Source organism: Stutzerimonas sp. (assembly GCF_982611455.1).
In genome coordinates this window covers 1-22294 of the sequence record NZ_CEXBBO010000017.1, presented here as the reverse complement: position 1 = coordinate 22294, position 22294 = coordinate 1, and the positions used below count along the sequence as shown (strand labels likewise).

The 22294-nt window shown below is 60.1% G+C and carries 21 protein-coding genes; 4 read left to right on the top strand and 17 right to left on the bottom strand.

Features of this window, described 5'->3' with window-relative positions; genetic code table 11:
• Positions 1-41 precede the first annotated feature (41 nt).
• From ileS to murJ, 3 genes are all read right to left on the bottom strand, one after another.
• Complete coding sequence (ileS, locus tag AC2LD7_RS12020) at positions 42-2873, bottom strand: isoleucine--tRNA ligase (RefSeq protein WP_484597966.1); 2832 nt, start codon at positions 2871-2873, stop codon at positions 42-44.
• Position 2874: 1 nt separating this feature from the next.
• Positions 2875-3825, bottom strand: a complete 951-nt coding sequence (gene ribF / locus AC2LD7_RS12015; protein WP_484597965.1) for a bifunctional riboflavin kinase/FAD synthetase — start codon at positions 3823-3825, stop codon at positions 2875-2877.
• A gap of 84 nt (positions 3826-3909) precedes the next feature.
• Positions 3910-5457 carry a murein biosynthesis integral membrane protein MurJ gene (gene murJ / locus AC2LD7_RS12010; RefSeq protein WP_484597964.1) on the bottom strand — a complete coding sequence of 516 codons (1548 nt, stop codon included), beginning with the start codon at positions 5455-5457 and terminating at the stop codon, positions 3910-3912.
• Between the two features lie 214 nt (positions 5458-5671).
• On the opposite strand from murJ, the gene rpsT reads away from it, so the two are divergent.
• Positions 5672-5950 carry a 30S ribosomal protein S20 gene (gene rpsT / locus AC2LD7_RS12005; RefSeq protein WP_014854146.1) on the top strand — a complete coding sequence of 93 codons (279 nt, stop codon included), beginning with the start codon at positions 5672-5674 and terminating at the stop codon, positions 5948-5950.
• Positions 5951-6195: 245 nt separating this feature from the next.
• Here rpsT and proB read toward each other — a convergent pair whose 3' ends face one another.
• The 4 genes from proB to rplU all read right to left on the bottom strand — a co-directional run bounded on the left by proB (position 6196) and on the right by rplU (position 9408).
• Positions 6196-7314 carry a glutamate 5-kinase gene (proB, locus tag AC2LD7_RS12000; protein WP_484597963.1) on the bottom strand — a complete coding sequence of 373 codons (1119 nt, stop codon included), beginning with the start codon at positions 7312-7314 and terminating at the stop codon, positions 6196-6198.
• Positions 7315-7418: 104 nt separating this feature from the next.
• The gene (cgtA, locus tag AC2LD7_RS11995; RefSeq protein ID WP_484597962.1) at positions 7419-8636 is read right to left on the bottom strand and encodes an Obg family GTPase CgtA; all 1218 of its coding nucleotides are present in this window, start codon (positions 8634-8636) and stop codon (positions 7419-7421) included.
• Between the two features lie 167 nt (positions 8637-8803).
• A complete protein-coding gene (gene rpmA / locus AC2LD7_RS11990) occupies positions 8804-9061 on the bottom strand; it encodes a 50S ribosomal protein L27 (protein ID WP_025240448.1) in 258 nt (85 codons plus the stop codon).
• A gap of 35 nt (positions 9062-9096) precedes the next feature.
• Entirely contained in the window at positions 9097-9408 is a 312-nt protein-coding gene (gene rplU / locus AC2LD7_RS11985) for a 50S ribosomal protein L21 (protein WP_003281576.1), read from the bottom strand.
• Positions 9409-9655: 247 nt separating this feature from the next.
• Between rplU and AC2LD7_RS11980 the strand changes: the two genes are divergently transcribed.
• Both AC2LD7_RS11980 and AC2LD7_RS11975 read left to right on the top strand, forming a co-directional pair.
• Positions 9656-10624: a polyprenyl synthetase family protein gene (locus AC2LD7_RS11980; protein ID WP_484597961.1), complete on the top strand. Its 969-nt coding sequence runs from the start codon at positions 9656-9658 to the stop codon at positions 10622-10624.
• Between the two features lie 167 nt (positions 10625-10791).
• The gene (locus AC2LD7_RS11975) at positions 10792-11019 is read left to right on the top strand and encodes a PA4570 family protein (protein WP_484597960.1); all 228 of its coding nucleotides are present in this window, start codon (positions 10792-10794) and stop codon (positions 11017-11019) included.
• Positions 11020-11022: 3 nt separating this feature from the next.
• Here AC2LD7_RS11975 and bamJ read toward each other — a convergent pair whose 3' ends face one another.
• The 5 genes from bamJ to mscL all read right to left on the bottom strand — a co-directional run bounded on the left by bamJ (position 11023) and on the right by mscL (position 15994).
• On the bottom strand, positions 11023-11640 hold the full coding sequence (bamJ, locus tag AC2LD7_RS11970; RefSeq protein WP_484597959.1) for a BamJ family beta-barrel-assembly machinery protein: 618 nt from the start codon (positions 11638-11640) through the stop codon (positions 11023-11025).
• Between the two features lie 190 nt (positions 11641-11830).
• Positions 11831-12319, bottom strand: a complete 489-nt coding sequence (locus AC2LD7_RS11965; protein ID WP_484597958.1) for a TIGR00645 family protein — start codon at positions 12317-12319, stop codon at positions 11831-11833.
• A 163-nt stretch (positions 12320-12482) separates the two neighbouring features.
• On the bottom strand, positions 12483-12818 hold the full coding sequence (locus AC2LD7_RS11960) for a PA4575 family protein (protein WP_484597957.1): 336 nt from the start codon (positions 12816-12818) through the stop codon (positions 12483-12485).
• 175 nt (positions 12819-12993) lie between these two features.
• Complete coding sequence (locus AC2LD7_RS11955) at positions 12994-15444, bottom strand: Lon protease family protein (protein WP_484597956.1); 2451 nt, start codon at positions 15442-15444, stop codon at positions 12994-12996.
• Between the two features lie 139 nt (positions 15445-15583).
• On the bottom strand, positions 15584-15994 hold the full coding sequence (mscL, locus tag AC2LD7_RS11950; RefSeq protein ID WP_484598026.1) for a large-conductance mechanosensitive channel protein MscL: 411 nt from the start codon (positions 15992-15994) through the stop codon (positions 15584-15586).
• A 358-nt stretch (positions 15995-16352) separates the two neighbouring features.
• Between mscL and radA the strand changes: the two genes are divergently transcribed.
• Positions 16353-17714, top strand: coding sequence for a DNA repair protein RadA (gene radA, locus AC2LD7_RS11945; protein WP_484597955.1), 1362 nt, complete (start codon positions 16353-16355; stop codon positions 17712-17714).
• Between the two features lie 14 nt (positions 17715-17728).
• On the opposite strand, the gene AC2LD7_RS11940 is transcribed toward radA, so the two are convergent.
• The 5 genes from AC2LD7_RS11940 to glyA form a co-directional block, all read right to left on the bottom strand.
• Positions 17729-18097 carry a PilZ domain-containing protein gene (locus AC2LD7_RS11940; protein WP_484597954.1) on the bottom strand — a complete coding sequence of 123 codons (369 nt, stop codon included), beginning with the start codon at positions 18095-18097 and terminating at the stop codon, positions 17729-17731.
• 59 nt (positions 18098-18156) lie between these two features.
• Positions 18157-18618, bottom strand: coding sequence for a methyltransferase family protein (locus AC2LD7_RS11935; RefSeq protein ID WP_484597953.1), 462 nt, complete (start codon positions 18616-18618; stop codon positions 18157-18159).
• A gap of 105 nt (positions 18619-18723) precedes the next feature.
• Entirely contained in the window at positions 18724-19362 is a 639-nt protein-coding gene (locus AC2LD7_RS11930; protein WP_484597952.1) for a response regulator, read from the bottom strand.
• Between the two features lie 38 nt (positions 19363-19400).
• A complete protein-coding gene (locus tag AC2LD7_RS11925; RefSeq protein ID WP_484597951.1) occupies positions 19401-20750 on the bottom strand; it encodes a cache domain-containing protein in 1350 nt (449 codons plus the stop codon).
• Positions 20751-20865: 115 nt separating this feature from the next.
• Positions 20866-22119, bottom strand: coding sequence for a serine hydroxymethyltransferase (gene glyA, locus AC2LD7_RS11920; protein WP_484597950.1), 1254 nt, complete (start codon positions 22117-22119; stop codon positions 20866-20868).
• Between the last annotated feature and the right edge of the window lie 175 nt (positions 22120-22294).

Below are 22294 nucleotides of genomic sequence, written 5' to 3'. Positions count from 1 at the left end.
GAACACGGCGGGTTGCGTCCGCCCTACGATAATACGCACCGTCACGCATAGCGGCGGACCTCGCCGGCGCCTTCGATATTTTCCACGCATCGACCGCAGATCTCCGGATGCTGGGCATCGCTGCCCACGTCTGGTAGGTGATGCCAGCAGCGACCGCATTTGCTGTGTTCGGTCTTTTTGACCAGCAGCTTCAAGCCCGCCAGTTCGCTTTCCACCGCAGCGGCCGGAGCCTCAGCCAACGGCGCGACTTCGACGGCCGAAGTGATCAGCACAAAGCGCAGCTCGTTACCCAGCTTGGACAGATCGGCCACGAGCGAAGCTTCGGCATAAAGCACCACTTCGGCCTGCAGGTTGCCACCAATGGTCTTGGCGGCACGCTGGGCCTCCAATTCCTTATTCACGGCAGCCTTGACCGCCATGACGCTTTCCCAGAATTCGCGACCCAGCTCAATGTCCTGCGGCAACTCGGCAAGCCTTTCATACCAGGTGTTGAGCATCACCGATTCGTTGCGCTCGCCCGGCAGGTACTGCCAGATTTCATCAGCGGTGAAGGACAAGATCGGCGCGATCCAGCGGACCAATGCTTCGGCGATGTGGTACAGCGCCGTCTGACAAGAGCGTCGTGGCAGACTGTCGGCACCAGTGGTGTACTGGCGGTCCTTGATGATGTCGAGATAGAAACCACCCAGCTCCTGTACGCAGAAGTTGTGCACCTTCTGATAGACGTTCCAGAAACGGTAGGTGCCGTAGGCTTCCTCGATTTCACGCTGCAACAGCAGTGCGCGATCGATGGCCCAGCGGTCGAGCGCGATCATCTGATCGACCGGCACCTGATGCTGCGCCGGGTCGAAACCGTCGAGGTTGGAAAGCAGGAAACGCGCGGTGTTGCGAATGCGGCGATAGGAGTCAGCGCTGCGCTGCAGGATGACCTTGGATACTGCCATCTCGCCGGAATAATCGGTAGAGGCTACCCAAAGGCGCAGGATGTCAGCACCCAGGCTGTCAGTGACTTCCTGCGGCGCAACGACATTGCCCAGCGACTTGGACATCTTGCGGCCGTTCTCGTCGACCACGAAACCGTGCGTCAGCAGCCCCTTGTACGGCGCATGACCGTCGATGGCCGAGCCCGTCAGCAACGATGAGTGGAACCAACCGCGATGCTGGTCGGAGCCTTCCAGATACAGATCCGCACGGGGGCCATTGTCATGCCCCATCGGGTGCGAGCCGCGCATCACGTGCCAGTGCGTGGTACCGGAGTCGAACCAGACGTCCAGGGTGTCGCTGATCTTGTCGTACTGCGCCGCTTCGTCGCCCAACAGCTCGGCCGCATCCAGCTTCGACCAGGCCTCGATACCACCCTGCTCCACACGTTGCGCCACGGCCTCCATCAGCTCGACGGTACGCGGGTGCAGCTCGCCGCTTTCCTTGTGCAGGAAGAACGGGATCGGTACACCCCAGGTACGTTGACGCGAGATACACCAATCCGGGCGCCCGGCGATCATGCCGTGCAACCGCGCCTGGCCCCAGGCAGGGACGAATTCGGTCTGTTCGATGGCGTCCAGCGCCCGGCGACGCAACGAACTGCCATCGTGAGCCACCTTGTCCATGCCGACGAACCATTGCGCCGTAGCGCGGTAGATCAGCGGAGTCTTGTGTCGCCAGCAATGCATGTAGCTGTGCTGGATCGACTCGTGCTTGAGCAGCGCACCGACCTCAGCCAGCTTCTCGACGATGGCCGGGTTGGCCTTCCAGATGAACTGGCCGCCAAAGAACGGCAGGTCGGAGACATAGACGCCATGGCTCTGCACCGGACTGAGAATATCGTCGTTCTCCATGCCGTAATGCTTGCAGGAGCGGAAGTCGTCTTCACCGTAAGCGGGCGCGGAATGGACAATGCCGGTACCGGCGCCGGTTTCCACGTAGTCGGCCAGATAGACCGGCGCGAAGCGCTCGTAGAACGGATGACGGAAACGGATGAGCTCCAGCGCCTTACCTTCACAACGGGCAATAATTTCACCGGTCAGGCCATAGCGCTGCAGGCAGGACTCCACCAGTTCTTCGGCGAGAACCAGCAGCTTTTCGCCGGTGTCGACCAGGGCATAGACAAAGTCGGGATGTACGTTGAGCGCCTGGTTGGCCGGAATAGTCCAGGGCGTGGTGGTCCAGATGACAATGCTGGTCGGCTTGGCCAACGCTGCCACGCCGAAGGCCGCCGCCAGCTTGTCCGCGTCTTCGACCTGGAAAGCGACGTCGATGGCATCGGACTTTTTGTCCTGGTACTCGACTTCCGCCTCGGCCAGCGCCGAGCCACAATCGAAACACCAGTTCACCGGCTTCAGGCCCTTGAAGACGAAGCCGCCTTCAACCATCTTCGCCAGCGCGCGGATTTCACCGGCCTCGTTGGCGAAATCCATGGTGCGGTAGGGATTGTCCCACTCGCCGAGCACGCCGAGACGGATGAAGTCAGCCTTTTGCCCTTCGATCTGCTCGGCCGCATAGGCACGGCAGCGCTCGCGGGTCAGGTCGGCAGGTTGGTTTTTACCAAACGTGATTTCTACCTTGTGTTCGATCGGCAGGCCATGGCAATCCCAACCGGGCACGTAGGGCGCATCGAAACCGGCAAGGGTTTTGGAACGGACGATGAAGTCCTTGATGACCTTGTTCACCGCATGACCGATGTGAATACTGCCGTTGGCATACGGCGGGCCGTCATGCAGGACGAACTTCGGGCGACCCTCGCCAATCTGCCGCAGCTTCCCGTACAGGTCGATGCTGTTCCAGCGCTGCAGGGTCTCCGGCTCGCGCTGTGGCAGACCGGCCTTCATCGGAAATGCCGTGGACGGCAGATTGAGGGTCGCTTTGTAATCGGTCATTTCAGTCCTGACTCGTGGTAAAGGGTGAAGCCCGCCAGTATTCGCGAGCCGCGGCGATATCTGCTTCGATCGCCGTCTTGAGCGCCTCCAGCGAGGCGAAGCGCTGCTCATCACGCAGCTTGTGGTGAAAGGTCACGCACAGCAGACGACCATAGAGGTCGCCCTGATAATTGAGCAAGTGCACTTCCAGATGGGGTTGGCCGTCGCTTTTGACCGACGGGCGCGTGCCGATGTTGGCCACGGCCGGCTGTATTATGCCGTCGACTTCCGTACTCACCATGAACACCCCGCTAAGCGGTGTGCTTTTGCGCTTGAGCTGGATATTGGCGGTCGGCGCACCAAGCTGACGCCCTAGCGCCTGCCCATGCATGACCCGTCCGGTGATACTGAACGGTCGACCGAGCAGCTTCTCCGCCAGTACCAAATCGCCGCTGGCAAGTACCTGTCGCAGCCGCGTACTGCTAACTCGGTCGCCATCGACCTCGATGGTAGTTGCTGCCTCGACAGTGAAGCCTTCCGCAGCGCCGGCCTTCAACAGAAAATTGAAATCACCGGCACGGTCACAACCGAAACGGAAGTCATCACCGACCTCCAGATGCCGAACGCCAAGCCCTTCGACCAGTGTCGCGTGGACGAACTCGGCGGCACTCAGCTCGCGCAAACGTCGATTGAAAGCCAGACACAGCACTAGATCGACGCCCTGCTCGTCCAGCAGCTGAAGTTTTTCACGCAGCCGGGTCAGGCGTGCGGGCGCCCTGTCCGGTGCGAAGTATTCGCGCGGCTGTGGCTCGAAGATCACCACGCAGCTTGGCAGCCCTAACTCGGCCGCACGCTCTCGCAAGCGCGCCAGGATAGCCTGGTGCCCCCGGTGGACGCCGTCGAAATTACCGATGGTGGCGACGCAACCCCGATGCCGGGGGCGCAGGTTATGAAGACCTCGAACCAGCTGCATACCGCACTTCTTGCTTGAAAAGTCGTCGATTATACGCATGAGGCACCGGCCCCGGACAGGTTTGCCGTGAGCGGCCCGAAGCGATCAGTGACGTAAATGCCGCGGACGCAGACCGAGCAATATCAGCCCAGCGACGAACGCCGCCAAGCCAGCGGCAACCAGCAATGCCAGCTGCAAGGCTCGCCGCTGCCAATCCCAGCCAAACCATTCGACGGACGGCACATTCAGCCACCAGACCGCAGCGACCATCGCGGCGCAACCACCAAACAGGCGCAGAAGGAACAGCCCCCAACCCGGCGCAATCTCAAATACGCCGATCCTGTACAGCCCCCAAAACAGCAGCCCCGCATTGAGCATCGACGACAACGACGTTGCCAATGCCAGCCCGACATGCTTGAGCGGCCAAATCAGGATCAGATTCATCACCATATTGGCGACCATGCAAATGATTGCGACACGCACCGGCGTCTTCATGTCCTGCCGTGCGAAGAAGCCCGGCGCCAACACTTTTATAAGCATGAACGCCAGCACACCCAGAGAATAAGCTTCCAAGGCACTGGCCGACTGCACCACCGCCTCTTCGCTCATCGCACCGTAAAAGAACAGGCTGGCGATCAGCGGCTCAGCCAGCATGCCCAGCGCAAGCGCCGCGGGAATCCCCACCAGCAGTACCATCCGCAACGCCCAGTTGAGCGTATCGGAGAACGCTTTAGGATCTTGCCCCGCATGCTGACGCGACAGGCTCGGCAGGATCACTGTGCCGATGGCGATGCCAAACGCACCTAATGGCAGCTCGGAAAGGCGGTCCGCGTAATACAGCCACGACACGCTGCCGGTCTGTAGAAAGGAAGCGAGGACGGTATCGAGCAACAAATTGATCTGACTGACCGAAACCCCGAACAGCGCCGGCACCATCAGCAACATGATGCGCCGCACGCCTTCGTCACCGAAGCGCACCCGCGGACGCGGCAGCAATCCCAGCTTGGCCACGTAAGGAAGCTGGAACGCCAGCTGCGCGAACCCGGCGATGAACACGCCCCAGGCGAGCGCCATGATCGGCTGATCGAAATAAGGCGTGAGAAACACTGCCGATGTAATCATGCAAACGTTGAGCAGCACTGGGGTAAAGCCCGGCACAGCGAAATGCCCATAACTGTTGAGCACGCCGGACGTAAAAGCCGTTAGGGAAATCAGCAATAGATAAGGAAAGGTGATGCGCAGCAGCTCGCCCGCCAATTGCATCTTCGCCGGATCATCATGAAAGCCCGGCGCGAAGAGCATGACCACATAAGGAGAAGCCAGCACGCCGATCGCGGTAATACCGGTAAGGATCAGACCGAGCATGCCCGCGGTACGATCGACCAGCAGCTTGACCTCGGCCAGCGCTCGATTGGTTCGGTATTCCGACAGGACCGGCACGAAAGCCTGAGCGAATGCGCCTTCGGCGAACAGCCGCCGAAGAAAATTGGGGATCTTGAACGCTATGAAGAAGGCGTCCGCAGCAGCCCCCGAGCCGAAGTAGCTGGCCACCACCATATCGCGTACCATGCCCAGCACGCGGGACAGCAGCGTCATTACGCTAACCACCGCACTGGAACGCAGCAACCCGCCCTTGCCGGATGTATCGGACATTTGTCTTCCTAGAGTTGCAGCAGGATTGATCCGGCCAGACAATTGGCCATCGGTCGATGGCCAGTTACGACATTGAAAGAGGCCGCGAGTTTAGCGGCACCCCATCTGTCCGGCCAGTACCCATGACTGAAACAGGCTTGACAACCATGCGCCGCATCGGCATGATTCGCGGCCTTATTTGCTTTGTAATCCCACGTTTTCGAGGAGTTCGACGGTGGCCAACAGCCCTTCCGCCAAAAAACGCGCAATTCAGGCTGAGAAGCGTCGCAGCCACAACGCCAGCTTGCGCTCCATGGTTCGTACCTACATCAAGAATGTGGTCAAAGCCATTGATGCAAAAGATCTGGAAAAAGCTCGTACTGCTTACACCGCAGCCGTGCCCGTGATCGACCGTATGGCCGACAAAGGCATCATTCACAAGAACAAAGCCGCTCGCCATAAGAGCCGCCTGAATGGTCACATCAAGGCCCTCGGCGAAGCTGCTGCAGCCTAAACTGCACGTTCTTGAAAAAACCGGCCTAGCGCCGGTTTTTTTGTGCCTCAAAGAAAGGCTGAAGGCTGAAGGCTGAAGGCTGAAGGCTGAAGGCTGAAGGCTGAAGGCTGAAGGCTGAACAGGATTCGGCGCGGAATCGCCCCACATCAAACGCTTTCTGCGTTTACTTGAAACCCGCCACTCCAGAGCACGCCGCTTTTCCGCTCAGCCTCAAGCCTCCAGCGCTTCGTCGGCTTTTTTACCAATCAAACCAGAATCATATTGTCGCGATGAATCAACTCCGGCTCATCGACGTAACCAAGCAGCCTCTCGATCTCATCCGATGGCCGCCCAAGAATCCGTTGAGTCTCGGCAACGTTGTAATTGGCCAGCCCGCGGGCAATCTCGCGCCCATCCGGTCCCACGCAGACCACCATCTCACCACGCCGGAAACTACCCTGCGCCGCCTTGACCCCAACCGGTAACAGACTGCGATTACCCTGTTTAAGGGCATGCACCGCACCAGCATCAAGCGTGACGGTGCCGCGCGTCTGCAGGTGCCCGGCCAGCCACTGCTTTCGCGCAGCGTGACGATTGCATTCGGGCGCCAGCAGCGTTCCGAGCTGCTCGCCGGTCTTGAGCCGCGCCAGTACCTGCTCGATACGACCACCTATGATTACCGTATGGGCACCGGAACGCGCAGCCAGGCGAGCCGCGCGCAGCTTCGTCTGCATCCCGCCGCGCCCCAGCGCGCCACCAGTACCGCCCGCCACAGCATCCAGCGCCGGATCATCGGCGCGCGCCTCGCTGATCAGATTAGCGCTAGGATTGCTGCGCGGATCCGCATCGAACATGCCGTCGCGATCGGTAAGGATCACCAACAGGTCCGCCTCGACCAGGTTCGCCACCAGCGCAGCCAAGGTATCGTTGTCACCGAAGCGGATTTCGTCGGTAACGACTGTATCGTTCTCGTTTATGACCGGAACCACTCCAAGATCAATCAGGGTCCGCAGGGTGCTGCGCGCATTGAGATAGCGCTTGCGATCAGAGAGATCGTCATGCGTGACGAGGATTTGCGCCGTCTGCTGATCGCAGCGCGCAAAGCTGGTTTCCCAGGCCCGAATCAAACCCATCTGACCGACTGCAGCAGCTGCTTGAAGCTCGTGAACCGCCTTGGGGCGAGCCGTCCAACCTAGGCGACTCATACCAGCGGCAACGGCACCGGACGATACCAGCACCAGCTCGACCCCGGCCTCACGCAGCGCCACCATCTGGTCGACCCAGACAGCCATCGCCGCCTGATCGAGACCACGCCCATCGGCGGTCAGCAACGCGCTGCCGATTTTTACCACCCAGCGCCGCGCGCCGCTCACCTTGTCCCGCATCGATCCCGCCTTCTATCCGGTATCCGGCCAAACCATTCGATGAGCATCAGACGAGCCAGCCCGCCGACCACTCGCTATACCCGCGCCTACATAGAAAACTACGCTTAACGTACGTAGAAAATTTCAGCGCCGCCCTCGTCATCATCGTCATCATCGAAGTCGTCATCGTCGACATCCGCTGCCGCCTTGACGCCAGCACGGCGCAACGCCCTCTGATCGTCGAGTTCCTGCAGACGGGCACGCGCCTCGTCTTCGATTTGCTGATCCAGCTCGGCGAGCGCCTCGGCATATGCGGGCTCCTCGGCGATGCGCATTGTGCGCTCGTCCAAATAACGCATGATGGCCTGAGTGAGCGCCTCGGTACCTTCACGCTCCAGAGCGGAAATGACGAAAACCGGTCCGGTCCACTCGAGACGCTCGACAACTCGACGCACGCGCTCTTCGCGATCCTCCTCGAGCAACTGGTCGGCCTTGTTCAGTACAAGCCACCGATCACGCTGCATCAAGGCCGGACTGAACTTGTCCAGCTCGTTGAGGATCACTTCGGCGGCGTCGGCCGGGTCGCTTTCATCCAGCGGCGCCATATCTACGAGATGCAGCAACAGACGAGTCCGCGCCAAGTGCTTGAGGAATCGGATTCCCAGGCCGGCACCTTCGGCTGCACCCTCGATCAGACCAGGGATGTCAGCAATGACAAAGCTTTTGTAGCGACCAACGCTGACCACGCCGAGATTTGGAATCAACGTGGTAAAGGGATAATCCGCCACCTTCGGCTTTGCCGCCGAAACCGAGCGGATAAAGGTACTCTTGCCAGCGTTTGGCAAGCCCAGCAGGCCGACATCGGCCAGTACCTTCAATTCCAGTTTCAGGTCGCGCGCATCACCAGGCTTGCCCGGCGTGGTCTGCCGCGGCGCACGATTGGTGCTCGACTTGAAGCGCGTATTGCCCAGACCATGCCAACCACCTTGAGCGACCAACAGGCGCTGACCTGGCTTGGTCAAGTCTCCAATGACATCCTGGGTAGCGGCATCGATTACGGTGGTGCCGACCGGCACCGGCAGAATCAGATCATCACCCTTCGCACCGGTGCATTCCGTGCTACCGCCCTTCTGCCCATTCGGCGCATTGAAGCGGCGGGTATAGCGGTAGTCGACCAGCGTATTGAGGTTCACGTCGGCTTCCAAATAAACGGAACCGCCATCGCCGCCATCGCCGCCGTTAGGGCCACCTTTCTCGATGAACTTCTCACGGCGGAAGCTCATCATGCCGTTACCACCATCACCGGCTTTTACAAAAATCGACACTTCATCGACAAATTTCATGGGAACGCCTCCCGCCGCAGGGACGGGCTAGAAAACAGGAACATAAGGGTCTTGCAAAAAACCCAGCGAAAACTGAATGAGCACCGAGCAGTTTCTTTGCAAGAGCCTCAGGATACAGAAACAAAAAAGCCCCGTCGCATGACAGGGCTTTTCCAGCAACGCCGCAGTTAGGCTGCGACGACGCTCACGTAGCGACGGCCGAAAGCGCCCTTCACTTCGAATTTGATCACGCCTTCCACTTTCGCGAACAGGGTGTGATCCTTACCCATACCGACGCCGTAACCGGCATGGAACTGGGTGCCGCGCTGACGCACGATGATGTTGCCGGCCTTGATGACCTGGCCGCCGTACATCTTCACGCCAAGTCGTTTGGCTTCTGAGTCGCGACCGTTGCGGGTAGAACCGCCAGCTTTTTTGTGTGCCATGAGTTCAATACTCCTATAAGGGGATTCAGGCCCGATTAGCCCTGAATACCGGTGATTTTGACCTCAGTGAACCACTGACGGTGGCCCTGACGCTTCATGTGGTGCTTACGACGGCGGAATTTGATGATGGTGACCTTGTCATGACGACCTTGGGCGATCACTTCAGCAGTGACCTTGGCACCATCGACCACCGGAGCGCCGATCTTTACATCTTCGCCGTTGCCGATCAGCAGAACGCGGTCAAAAGTGACTGCTTCGCCGGTGGCAACTTCGAGTTTTTCAATCTTGAGGTATTCGCCTTCGGCGACCTTGTATTGCTTGCCGCCGGTAACGATAACTGCGTACATCTGTGTATCTCCGTTGATCCTGCTCACCCAGCGCTTAAGTGAAATAGTTGGTGGCTGGCATGGCTGCTCGGGGCCGGGAGAGGCGCCCTTGCAATTGCGTAAGGCAGGGAAATGCCCAGGGGGAAGTTCAGGGTCCGCGATTGTACGCATGCGCCAGGACACACGCAATAGCCGGCGGGCCTTGCCTTGACAGTGCCTGACCCGCCCCATAGCATGCCGCGCAATCTCCGAGGAGTACTCGTCCCCGATGCAACCCCAGGCCTTTTACCAAGTAGTGGCTGAAGATTTTGCCGCCGTTGACGGCATTATCCGCAACCAACTGACTTCCCGCGTGCCGCTCGTGGAAAAGATCGGGGATTACATCACCTCGGCCGGCGGCAAGCGCCTACGCCCTTTGCTGGTCTTGCTCAGCGGCAGCGCACTGGGCCTCAAGGGCGATCAGTTGCGCCTGCTGGCTGCAATCATCGAATTTCTGCACACCTCGACTCTGCTGCATGACGATGTGGTCGACATGTCCGGCATGCGCCGTGGCCGCTCCACTGCCAACGCGCTGTGGGGTAACGCGCCAAGCGTACTGGTGGGCGACTTCCTTTATGCGCGCTCGTTCGAAATGATGGTCGATCTCGGCTCAATGCCGGTCATGCGCATCATTTCCCAAGCTACCCGAGTGATTGCCGAAGGCGAAGTGCTGCAGCTATCCAAAGTCCGCGATGCCAGCACCACCGAAGAAATCTACATGGAAGTCATCCGCGGCAAGACCGCGATGCTCTTCGAAGCATCCACCCACAGCGCCGCTACTCTGGCTGGCGCCAGCGCGGAACAGTGCGAGGCGCTGCGCACCTTTGGCGATCATCTGGGCATTGCCTTTCAACTGGTGGACGATCTTCTCGATTATCAGGGCGACACCGAAACCCTCGGCAAGAATGTCGGCGACGATCTGGCCGAAGGCAAGCCAACCCTGCCATTGATCTACACCATGCGCGAAGGCAGCGCGGAACAGGCTGCGCTGGTGCGCAAAGCGATCCAGAAAGGCGGCATTGAAGATCTCGAAAGTATCCGTACGGCCGTAGAAGCGTGCGGTGCACTGGAGTACACCGCACGTATGGCGCGTGACTATGCCGATCGTGCCATCGCCTGCCTCGAATTAATCCCCGCTAACCGCTATCGCGACGCCTTGGTAGAACTCAGCCGCTTCGCCGTCGCTCGGACGCACTGACGTTAAAGAGTCGAAGGGAGCGTCGTGCACCCTTCCAGCCGCTCACCCAACACTTCATTAGCCATATTGATCAGACCCGCCGCCATCGATCGGAGCTGAGGATTTTTGCGCTTGCGTATTTGCAAATAACAATTATTCTCATTAAATGAATCAACTGGAGGTGAACAATGACTTATCTGATCGATGCCTGGCTGGACCGTCCGCAACCCTATCTACGGATACTCGATCGCAACACCGGTGCGGTGTGCGTTTCACTGGAAGGAGAAGCCCTGGACGAACTGCGCGAGCAGGGCGATCTGGATCTGCAGGAGTTGAGCACCAGCGAGGCCGGCGTGCTCAAGGAACAGGTACGCAACCTGTTCCTGTTCAGCTATGCACGGGCGTTGCGCCCCTAGCCTTTAAAGTACTGCCAGTAGCTCGACGTCGAAAATCAACACGCTGTGCGGAGGAATGCTACCGACACCCTGGGCGCCGTACGCCAGTTCGCTCGGTACATAGAGGCGCCACTTGCTGCCGACGGCCATCAGCTGTAGAGCTTCGGTCCAGCCAGCAATCACGCCACCGACCGGAAATTCGGCCGGCTGGCCACGCTGATAAGAGCTGTCGAAAACGCTGCCATCGATCAGCGTGCCGTGATAATGAGTGCGGACCTGGTCTTCGCGGCTCGGCTTGGCGCCGTCGCCAGCGGTGAGCACTTCGTATTGCAGACCCGATTCGAGCGTTGTGATGCCTTCGCGCTTGGCGTTCTCCGTCAGAAACGCTTTGCCCTCGCCTGCGGCGGCTTCGGCCTTTTCTTGAGCCTCGGCCTGCATGCGCTCGCGAATGACTGCAAAGCTGGCGTTCAGCTCTTCCGGGCTGACTTGGCTCGAAGCACCGGAAAAGGCATCACGAATGCCTGCGATCACCGCATCCAGGCTGATGCCCGGCGGCGGATTATCACGCAACTGATCCCCCAGCTGGCGGCCGATACCGTAGCTCACGCGAGTTTCGTCGGTTGAAAGGTTCAGATCGGTCATGCCTGGGCTCCGCTGGAAAAAAGGGCCGACAGCCTAGCACAGCCCTGCTTTCTAACACCCGCCTCCTCACTGAGCGAGTCAGGTCACCGCTTTGAACCTGCTGATTGAAAGGCATGGCCATAATGACGAGCGCGACCGCACCGCGTCGATCGGAGCATGGCTGCAATCCGGCGTACTGGCAATTAGCGGATCAATGCTTGGTGAGCTTGTCCAAATAGCCCATGGCAAACGCGGAGAACACGAATGTCAGGTGAATGATGACGTACCACATCAGTTGCTCGCTTTCGAGCTGCTGCGCATCCATGAACATACGCAGCAGATGAATCGAGGAAATCGCCACAATCGACGCTGCCACCTTCATCTTCAGCGAGCCGGAGTCCATCTTGCCGAGCCAGTCGAGCTTTTCCTTGCCTTCGTCCACGTTCAGCTGCGACACGAAATTCTCATAGCCGGACAGCATGACCATGACCAACAGGCCGCCCACCAGCGCCATATCGATCAGAGACAGCAGCTTGAGAATCAGATCGCCTTCGCTCAGAGACAGCACTACCGGCAGGATGTGCCAGATTTCCTGAAAGAACTTGATCGCCAAGGCCAACAGGGCGAACGCCAGGCCAAAGTAGATAGGCGCCAGCAACCAGCGCGCGGCATACATGGTGTTCTCGATGAAGCGTTCCATCTGTTCTCACTGAGGCGGATACAGGCAGGCGAGTATACGCAGCGCTACGGAGTCTTCAATAAAGGCGCTGTGGCAGCATATTTCGTTGTGGATAAGAAAATCACAAAGCCGCCGGCCTAGCCAGAAAAGCCAAGCCCGCAGACGCGACGCGATCATCCATGACTCAGGTTCGCGATTCCCAACCACCGAGATAACGAGCCTGGTTAGCGTTGACCTTGCGCAATTCAGCTTGCATATGCAGTTGCCAGATCGATGGCGAGTTGGATTCGCAATAGCCTTGCCCATAGAGATTACTGGCTATCGCCTCCAGCACTGACTCAGCCTCTCGAGGCCCGTGGAATGGGCCCTGCGCCTTGATCGCAGTAGGCTGACCGGTACTGATACCCGCCGCGCAGAGCAGCGTCCATAAGCCGTTGCCGCCGGCTAGTGGACGGATGATGCATTCGATACGGGTCACTAGGCCCAGGCACTGGCGGTTCAGGCAAAGCGTGTGTGACATGACGGCGATCCTCGCGCTCGGTTGCGCACCGCCACTCTCGACGAATGGCCGGGCCAACCTGTTTATCCCCAGAAGCTGTGGATAACCATGTGGATAGGGAGTGGGAACTCCCCTCCATTGCAGACCCGCAACCGGTCGTATCGTTCCGTTCAATAACCGCTCAATATAGAACCGACTAGTTCTGCTCCGCACCGTTTGTCGGCGCCGTGGCCAGGACTTCCGACGGTGGCGCTGCGTCGCTCTTGGTTTCGTCCTCGAGTTCGATCTCGGCGATATCGCGCAACCGCTCCACCACCCGAGCATTGACGCTGCCCTTGGGGAACTGCCCGTCCTTGTCCGCCGCACCCACCTGTTCGCCGACCAGCAGCGAGAGCGCTTCATCCACATGACGCACAGCGTAGATGTGGAAGCGCTCCTGGCGCACCGCCTCAAGCACGCGCTCGTCGAGCATCAGCGTGGTGACGTTGGCGAAGGGAATGATCGCGCCCTGCTCGCCTGTCAGCCCTCGCGCTTCGCACAGCCGGAAGAAACCTTCGATCTTCTCGTTGACGCCACCGACGGCCTGCACTTCACCGAACTGATTGATCGATCCGGTGATGGCGAAGCATTGCTTGAGCGGCGTGCGCGAGATAGCTGAAATCAGCGCGCAGCATTCGCCAAGCGATGCGCTGTCACCGTCGACATACCCGTAGGATTGCTCCAGCGCGATGCTGGCAGAAATTTCCAGCGGGAATTCCTGTGCGTAGCGGCTGCCCAGAAAGCCGGTCAGGATCATCACACCCTTGGAGTGAATCGGCTGACCGAGATTGACCTCGCGCTCGATGTCGACAATGCCCGAACCACCCGGATAAACCGTGGCCGAGATGCGCGCCGGCATGCCAAACGCGGAGTCGCCAACCTCCAGCACCGTCAGGCCATTGCACTTGCCGATGGCGGCGCCCTCGCTGTCGATGAGGATGACGCCGGCGAGAATGTCCTCGAGGATGCGTGCCGAGACGCGCCCGGTGCGGGTGGCCTTGGCTTTCAAGGCCCGCTCGATGTGACCGACATCGGTGACTTCGTCCTTGGCCAGCTGGCGAATGAAATCCGCCTCGCTGACCAGCTGGAACAGATCACCGATACGCGCCGACAGACGTCCCTGGTGCTCGGCCAGTCGCGCACTGTAGGTGGCCAGACGCGCAACCGCCGCGGCGGTCAGTGGCGCCATGCCCTCTTCCGATGTGCGGGTTTTCATCAGTTGGGCGAACTGTTCGAGGCTGTCTTCGGCCAGCGGGATTTCTTCATCGAAGTCCACCAGCACGCGAAACATCTCCTGAAAATCCGGATCCAAGTCCTGCAGCGTGTAGTACAGCTGCCTCGAGCCGATGATCACGACCTTGACGTTGAGCGGAATGACCGCCGGGTTCAGCGTCACGGTCGCCAGCCGACCAAGCTCGGCCAACGGCGATTCCATCTTCAATTTGCGCGACTGCAAGGCGCGCTTGAGCGCTTCCCAGACGAAGGGCTCACTGAGCATCTTCTCCGCCTCGAGCATCAGGAAACCACCATTGGCGCGGTGCAGCGCGCCTGGGCGCAGCTGGCGATAGCTGGTGTAGAGAGCGCCTTGATCGGTGCTGTATTCGATACGGCCAAACAGATTGTCATAGGTCGGGTGCGGCTCGAACACCACTGGCGCGCCGCCGTCGAGCGGGTGCCCAACCACGAGGCTCGGGCTGTACTGCTCTTCGAGCAGTTGGCGGGTCTGGGCGTCGGGGCGATTCTCGTCGACCAACTGCTCGACCACGGTTTTTAGCAGATTGACCTGCACCGCCTGCAGGTAGGCGTCGATGCCCGCATTCTCACCATACTTCTCCGACAACGGCGCGAGCAGTGGCTGCAAGGCCTGGCTGATGGTCTCGTCATTGAGCTGGCGCAGTTGATTGCTCGACTCGCGCTTCCACTGCGGCAGGCTGGCGAGACCTTCATTCAGATGGACTTCCAGCGCGGAAATATCTTCGTGGTAGCGCTCGCGGTCTGCCTCGGGCAGTTGGGCGAACTCCGCCTCGTCCATCGATTTGCCGTCCTTCATCGGCGTGAAGGCAATGTTGCTGCTGTCGCGGTAGAGGGCGATTTCTTTTTCCAGGGCAAGCTTCTCGATGACATCCAGTGCCTTGTCGTAGCGCTGGTTGAAGGCGCGATCGATGGCGCTCTTCTTCTGTTGGAAGCTTGGGTGCTCGAACACCGCAGGGAAAGTCGCCATCAAATTGTCGATCAGCTGGCCGATGTCGGCGATGAACTCACCGGCTCCGCCTTGGGGCAACTCCACCACGCGCGGCTCGCGCGGCTCGTCGAAATTATTGACGTACATCCAGTCCGAGGGAGTATCCAGCCGCTTGCCTTCAGCCTTGAGGTAGCGCCGCACGAAGGAAAAACGGCCCGTTCCCGGTTCGCCCATCACATAAACGTTATAGCCGGGACGTGGCATCGCCACGCCGAATTGCAGGGCTTCGACCGCGCGCTCCTGTCCGAGCACGCCGAGAAAAGGCTCCAGTTCATCGGTGGTCTTGAAGTCGAACTGAGCGGGTTCGAAGGGGCGGGTCAGCGCCTCGGGTGCCAGGCGCAGGCCGGCAGCGACAGTTTCGGGCATCGGAAATCCTTGCTGGAGTGGCCTGATGGCCACGATTGATGCCGCCATTCTGGCGATGCCTCTGCCTGGCTGCAAGGTGCAGAAAGCCGTGCCGGGAGCTGTAGTGCCGCAAAATCTCTAGCGCATCGTCAGGCCCGCCTTATGGCCGATTCTGTGCGCGCAGCGCATCGCGGATTTCGGTCAGCAGCACCTCTTCCTTGCTGGGTGCCGGCGGAGCCGATGGCGCCTCTGCCTCCTTGCGCTTGAGGCTATTGATGCCCTTCACCGCAAGGAAAATGGCAAAGGCAACGATGACGAAATCAAACATCGTCTGGATGAAGCGGCCATAGCTCAGGGTTACCGCAGGCACATCGCCCACGGCCTGCTTGAGTACGATGGCCAGATCCGAAAAGTCCACACCACCGATCAACATCCCAAGCGGCGGCGTCACCACGTCGGCGACGAAAGACGAGACGATTTTGGTGAACGCCGCCCCGATAATGATGCCGACCGCCATGTCGATGACGTTGCCCCTCACTGCAAATGCTTTGAACTCACTGATCATGCCCATATGAATTCTCTCCCCTTGGTCATTGAAAAATTGCGGCCGGAACGACCGCCGTAGCGCTTTGACCTTGTGCAGCATAGGTTTGGTTCAAGCACCGGGCCAGACAGATTTCAGCGGTAGCAGGAACGGTTGGTTTGCGTGGGTAGGCGCAGGTTTTCAGGTGCCGCTTGATGGCACCCTGGGATTACGTTGTTGCGCTTTGATGGGTTTCACCCATCCTACGAAAGCAGGGCGCGGCTATAGTCCGTCGCGCTGAGCTTCGCTTCTGTGCGATTCCTTTACAATCGCGCGGCGCTTGTGGCTGATGCCGATCGAGTCAGCCGTTATCATGCGGCTCCATTTGCTCGACACGGAGTTCCTCATGGCCAAGGCCAAGCGCATGTATGGCTGCACCGAATGCGGCTCGACCTTCCCCAAGTGGGCGGGCCAGTGCGGCGACTGCGGCGCCTGGAATACCCTTGTCGAAACCATCATTGACGGCGCCGCGCCGCCGTCGGGCCGCGCCGGTTGGGCCGGCGAGCAGGCCAATATCAAGACCCTGGCCGAAGTCAGCGTCGAAGAAGTGCCTCGCTTTTCCACCGCCTCCGGCGAACTGGATCGCGTACTTGGTGGCGGGTTGGTAGACGGCTCGGTAGTGCTGATCGGCGGTGACCCGGGCATTGGCAAATCGACCATCCTGCTGCAGACCCTGTGCAACATAGCCCGGCAGTTTCCGGCGCTCTACGTCACTGGTGAGGAGTCCCAGCAGCAGGTGGCGATGCGCGCCCGCCGCCTGGACCTGCCGCAGGACAAGCTCAAAGTGATGACCGAAACCTGCATCGAAACCATCATCGCCACCGCGCGCCTGGAAAAGCCCAAAGTGATGGTGATCGATTCGATCCAGACGATCTTCACCGAGCAGCTGCAATCTGCGCCCGGCGGCGTCGCCCAGGTGCGCGAAAGTGCGGCGCTGCTGGTGCGTTTTGCCAAGCAGAGCGGCACGGCGATCTTTCTTGTCGGCCACGTGACCAAAGAAGGCGCGCTCGCCGGTCCGCGGGTGCTGGAACATATGGTCGATACGGTGCTGTATTTCGAAGGCGAATCCGATGGCCGCCTGCGCCTGCTGCGCGCGGTGAAGAACCGCTTTGGCGCGATCAACGAGCTGGGCGTGTTCGGCATGACCGACAAGGGCCTCAAGGAAGTCACCAACCCCTCGGCGATCTTTCTCACCCGCGCGCAGGAAGCGGTACCCGGCAGTGTCGTCATGGCCACCTGGGAAGGCACCCGGCCAATGCTCGTGGAGGTCCAAGCACTGGTCGATACCAGCCACATGGCCAACCCGCGCCGCGTCACCCTCGGGCTGGATCAGAATCGCCTGGCCATGTTGCTCGCCGTTCTGCATCGCCACGGCGGTATTCCGACCTATGACCAGGACGTGTTCATCAACGTGGTCGGCGGCGTGAAAGTATTGGAAACGGCATCGGATCTGGCACTGATGGCCGCGGTCATCTCGAGTCTGCGCAACCGGCCACTCGATACCGATCTGTTGGTATTCGGTGAGGTCGGCCTATCTGGTGAAATCCGCCCGGTGCCGAGCGGCCAGGAACGACTGAAGGAAGCCGCCAAGCACGGTTTCAAACGCGCCATCGTGCCCAAGGGCAACGCCCCGAAGGAGGCGCCGGCCGGTCTTGAGATCATCGCGGTGACGCGGCTCGAACAGGCGCTGGATGCGTTGTTCGAGTAATACCGCGACGACGTTCAGGGCGCGCCGAGCGCTGCAAGTTCACGCTCGAGTAGCGCTTCGTCGCCGAGATTGAGCTCGACCAGCCGTCGCAAATGACTGATGGAGTCGACATCGATGTACCGGCAAACCATGCCGATCAGCTCGCCTTCGGCATGAGTCATTTCGACCTCCATGCGCACCTCAGCATCGTCGGACAGCCGTATCCGTGCTTCGAACGGCTGCGCGGGATCGGCATCCCAGCCTGTCGGACGATGCACCAGCAACCCCTTCAGCGATAGGTCGTGCAACTCGACCGGCCAGCGGCGCTGCCCCTGCAGAAGCACCGTTTCGGCGTCGAAGGCAAAGCGCTGAAAGCGCCGGCGGTCGCTGCTTGTTTCGCTCATCGGATCTACTCCTGGAAATCTACATTCACTATAGGTCACGCCTGCGATGCCAAGGCAATTCAGAGCCAACGCCGCACGTGTCGCCGATAGGCCCGGTAATCGTCACCGAACAACCGCGTCAGTAAATGCTCCTCGTGGACGATGACGGTGCGCTGTATGCAGAGGACCAACAAGGGAAGCAACAACCATGGCCAGAGGCTGTCGAGCAACAGCGCGATGCCGCAATAAATCAGTGTGTCGGCGAGATAGATGGGGTTACGTGAGAAACGGAACGGCCCGGTCTGCAGCAGGCTGCTCGGTTTACCGTAAGGGTTGATGGTGGTGCGGTGGCGATACATCTCCAGCGCCGCCCAGAGCATCAGCACGATGCCGACGGCAATCGAACCCCAGCCGGCAAACGCCAACAGCCCGTACCGTGGCAGATCGAGCGGCACCCACTTTGTCAGCCCCCAAGCGCAGGCTACGAAACTCAGGTAAACCAGCGGCGGCGGCAGAATCACGCCCGAAGGTATGACAGACATGTGGCGTCCAGAGAGCTGTTTGATGGGCAATCCTACAGGAAGCCACGGACAAGCTAACGACGGCTTCTGGGCGGATCTCTATTCTCAAGCGCCTTGATCGGGTCGCTAGTGCTGCCCCGGCAGCCAGCCATGCACCATCGCATGCTTCATCAGGTCCGCCGGCCGATCGATATCGAGCTTACGGCGAATGCTCAGCCGGTGGGTTTCCACCGTCCGTACGCTGATCTGCAGCGCGCGCGCCATGGTCTTGTTGTTATGCCCTTGGGCCAGCATCAGCAGCACCTCGCGCTCGCGCGGGGTCAGCTCCCGCTCCTCAGCGCCGCGGCTGGCCAGCTTCTCGGCGATGCCTTCACTGTAATAAGTGCCGCCAGCGGCAATCGCCTCGATCGCCCGGATGATTTCCCGTGAAGGTGCGTCCTTCAATACATAGCCGCAGGCTCCAACCTTCACCGAGGTGTTCACGTATTCCTGATTGTCGTACATGCTCAGGATCAGTATTCGGATGTCCGGATATTGCTCGCGCAGCGACTGGGTCAGCTCGAGCCCGTTGATGTCTTTCAAGCCGATATCCATCAGCACCACATCAGCCGGCACGCGACCGAGCAGTTCGTTTGCCTCAGCGCCACAACCGGCTTCGCCGACGACATCCAGCCCGGGCACGGCCATCAACAGCGCACGGATACCATCACGCACCAGCGCATGATCGTCGATGAGTACTACCTTGATGCACGCTTTGGGGTTCATTGGGCGAGCCTCTTCTTATTCGTTTATCTCGGCCGGCATCATCCGACTTGCGCTGGCAGGGTCACGTCCAGCTCCGTACGCCCGGGTGCCGAGGCCAGACTGAAACGTCCACCGAAGTGTTCGACTCGTTCGCGGATATTGCGCAGTCCGATGCCACCCTTGATGCTATCGAGTTGACGTGGATTGAATCCCGCGCCGTCATCGCGGACATTCAAGCGCACCGACGCGTCGTTGCCATCCAGCGTGATATACACCGAGCGTGCCGCAGCGTGCCGCTCGATATTGGTCAAGGCTTCTTGGAGGACGCGGAATAAAGCGACCGCGACGGCATCGTCTGGAATCTCATCGCCGAGGCCATCGCTGTATACCATTTTCAGTCCGCTACGCTGTTCGAACTCGGCCACAAGCTGACCGATCGCTGCCGGCAGGCCAAGCGTGTCGAGCAACGACGGATGTAGATCGTGAGAGATCCGCCGCACCTCGCCGATCGCTCCCGCCAGGCGTTCGGTTCCGCGATCCAGCGTTTCCAACGCCTTCGGATTGCCACTGGCCAGCTCGTGACTGGCCAGCTCGAACTGAAACTTGATCGAGACCAGCAACTGACTGATGCCATCGTGCAGCTCGCGAGACACCCGCGAGCGCTCTTCTTCCTGCAGGCTGACGATGCGCTGGGTAAGCACCTGCAACTTGCGATCCGCCAGCCGACGCTCGCTGACATTCAGCGTCAGGCCGCTGGCGAAAACGAGCAGCACCGCCACCAACGCCACCCCGGCGATTGCCAGCATGGTGGTGTGAATGCCGCCGGAAACCTCCTCACGTACTTTCAGGATGGCCTGGTCGACGTCCTCGAGGTAGATGCCGGTGCCGAGCATCCAGCCCCAGCGATCAAGCATCACCACGTAGGCGAGTTTCGCCGCGAACTGCCCCGTGGAGGGCTTTTGCCAAGCGTAGCGCTGAAAACCCTTACCGGTTTCGGCGCTGTGCATCAGCGCCTGAATCACCGGCAGGCCGTTCGGGTCGGTCATGTTCCATAGGTTCTGCCCTACCAGCTCGCTCTGGCGTGGATGCATCAGGTTGCGTCCGCTACGGTCGTAGACGAAGAAATAGCCGTCGCTGCCAAAGCTGAATCGGCCCAGCGCCGCAAGCACCTTCTGTTTGGTCTCGGCGTCATTCCGGCCGCTGTCGTAGAGCGGTGCGATGATGCTGGTGGCCATCTCGACGTAGTTTTTCAACTCGGCCTGCTTGCTCGCCAGGATGCTGGTTTCGATCAGCTGGGCCTGCTGTTCGCCGAGGCGCTGGTTCTGCAGGAGGACCAGCGCGCAGACCACCGCCACGGCCAGCAGCAAAGGCAGGATGCTGAGCGCGGCGATTTTGTGTTTGAGCTGCATCGAGCCTCTCCGGATGACACGAGTCTTGCTGAACGCTGGTTGCTATATATCTACCTTGGGTAAAAACGAAAAAGCCCGGCGAAATGGCCGGGCTTCTCCGTATTGCGATGATGCCTTAGTTACCGTAGACCGGGAACTTGGCGCAGACCGCCTCGACCTTGCCACGAACCGCTGCGATCACCGACTCGTCGCCCATGTTGCCGAGGATGTCGCAAATCCAGCCGGCCAGATCACGGCACTCGGACTCGCCGAAACCACGAGTGGTAACGGCCGGGGTTCCGATGCGCAGGCCGGATGTGACGAAAGGCGAACGCGGGTCGTTCGGTACGCTGTTCTTGTTCACGGTGATGTGAGCGCTTCCCAGAGCGGCATCGGCGTCCTTACCCGTGATGTCCTGCTTGATCAGGCTGAGCAGGAACAAGTGGTTCTGAGTACCACCGGAGACCACGTCGAAGCCGCGCTGAATGAACACTTCGGCCATGGCCTGGGCGTTCTTCACGACTTGCTGTTGATAGGTTTTGAATTCCGGCTGCAGCGCTTCCTTGAAGCACACCGCCTTGGCTGCGATGACATGCTCCAGCGGGCCGCCCTGGGCGCCTGGGAATACGGCGGAATTCAGCTTTTTCTCGATGTCGGCGTTGGCACGCGCCAGGATCAGGCCGCCGCGCGGACCGCGCAGGGTCTTGTGGGTGGTGGTAGTAACCACGTCGGCGAACGGCACCGGGTTCGGGTAGACGCCTGCGGCGACCAGACCGGCCACGTGAGCCATGTCGACGAACAGGTAGGCACCGACCTTGTCGGCGATCTCGCGGAAGCGCGGGAAATCCAGTTTCTGGGAATAAGCTGAGAAGCCGGCAACGATCATCTTCGGCTTGTGCTCGACGGCCAGACGCTCGACTTCGTCGTAGTCGATCAGGCCCTGATCGTTAATACCGTACTGCACGGCGTTGTACAGTTTGCCGGAGGACGAGACGCTGGCGCCGTGGGTCAGGTGGCCGCCGTGGGCCAGGCTCATACCGAGAATGGTGTCGCCGGCATTGAGCAGAGCCAGGTAGACGGCGCTGTTAGCTTGCGAACCGGCATGCGGCTGGACGTTGGCGTAATCGGCGCCGAACAGCTCCTTGGCGCGATCGATGGCGAGCTGCTCGACCACGTCGACATGCTCGCAACCGCCGTAGTAGCGCTTGCCCGGATAGCCTTCGGCGTACTTGTTGGTCAGTACCGAACCCTGGGCTTCCATCACCGCCGGACTGGTGTAGTTCTCCGAGGCGATCAGCTCGATGTGGTCTTCCTGACGCTGGGCTTCCTGCTCCATGGCAGCGAAGAGATCGGCGTCGAAACGGGCGAGGGTCAAATCACGGCTGAACATGGCAGTCCCCTGAGAATCAGCTGGCGGTATATAAAGAGAGGCGCGGATTCTACCTCATCCGCCGGGGCGCGGGTATGAGGCTTGGTCATGTACATCATGAGTGTTCGAGAAGCTGATAGCGGCGCTTCAGGCTTCAGGCTTCAGGCTTCAGGCTTCAGGCTTCAGGCTTCAGGCT